The organism is Rhodoplanes roseus (genome assembly GCF_003258865.1).
Taxonomy (GTDB): Bacteria; Pseudomonadota; Alphaproteobacteria; order Rhizobiales; family Xanthobacteraceae; genus Rhodoplanes; species Rhodoplanes roseus.
Window position 1 is genome coordinate 1 of sequence record NZ_NPEX01000602.1, and the last position, 988, is coordinate 988.

Genomic DNA, 988 nt, shown 5'->3' on the forward strand with positions numbered 1-988 from the left:
TCGAGCACGGCGCGTGGGCTCCCCTCCTCCCATTCGCGTCAGCGAATGGCGGGGAGGGGTCGGGGGTGGGGGGCAAGCAGCGCTTCCACAAGACACCCGGCCAATTGTCAGAACCTCACCCCGTCTCCCCCTGGGCCACCACATCCTCCCAGCGCAGGAACGGGGCCGTGGCGGCGACCAGGATCCAGTCGGTCGTCTTGCCGATGATGGCGAAGGCGACGATGGCGGCGACGATCTGGGCCGGCTTGCCGAGCTGCTGGCCGTCGACCAGCAGGTAGCCGAGGCCTTCGCCGGCGCCCATGAACTCGGCCGCCACGACGAACATCCAGCCGAGCCCGAGGCCGGCGCGCAGCGACACCACATAGGCCGGCAGCACGGCCGGCAGCAGGATCCGCCGCACCATCGCCGGACCGGAGAGCCGAAAGATGCGGCCGACCTCGACGATCTTGCGATCGACCGAGGCGATCGCCGCCATCACGCCGAGATAGACCGGGAAGAACACGCCGACCGCGATCAGCGCCACCTTCGAGGCCTCGAAGATGCCGAGCCACAGGATGAACAGCGGCACCCAGGCGATCGACGGGATGGCGCGCAGCGCCTGCAGGGTCGGATCGACCAGCGCGCGCGTCAGCGCCGAGTAGCCGGCCAGCGCCCCCATCACGGTGCCGGCCAGCGCGCCGAGCCCGAAGCCGGCGGCGACCCGCAGCACCGTCGCGGCGGCGTGGCGGGCCAGCTCGCCGGTGGCGGCGAGGTCCCAAAAGGTCTCGGCGATGCGCGAGGGCGGCGGCACCAGCCGGCCGTCCGAGAGACCGGCCCGGACACAGAGCTCCCAGCCGGCGGCGGCGACGACCGGCACCACGAGGCCGAGCGCGACGCCGCGCCAGCGCCAGCGCGTCCCGGCCCGGCGCGGGCGTCCGGAGACCCCGGCCTGGGCCGGCGCGGCGATCCGCAGGATGTCGGCGTCGGTCGTCATCGGGCCGGCGCCGTC

General features: G+C 73.8%; 1 protein-coding gene. It reads right to left on the bottom strand.

What is annotated here, in order from left to right; all coding sequences use genetic code 11:
• Window positions 1–115 precede the first annotated feature (115 nt).
• A complete protein-coding gene (locus tag CH341_RS31530) occupies window positions 116–973 on the bottom strand; it encodes an ABC transporter permease (protein WP_111423678.1) in 858 nt (285 codons plus the stop codon).
• Window positions 974–988 lie beyond the last annotated feature (15 nt).

Excerpts from the sequence above, each read along its gene's own strand:
- CH341_RS31530 (WP_111423678.1), bottom strand. The coding sequence starts at position 973 with ATGACGACCGACGCCGACATCCTGCGGATCGCCGCGCCGGCCCAGGCC.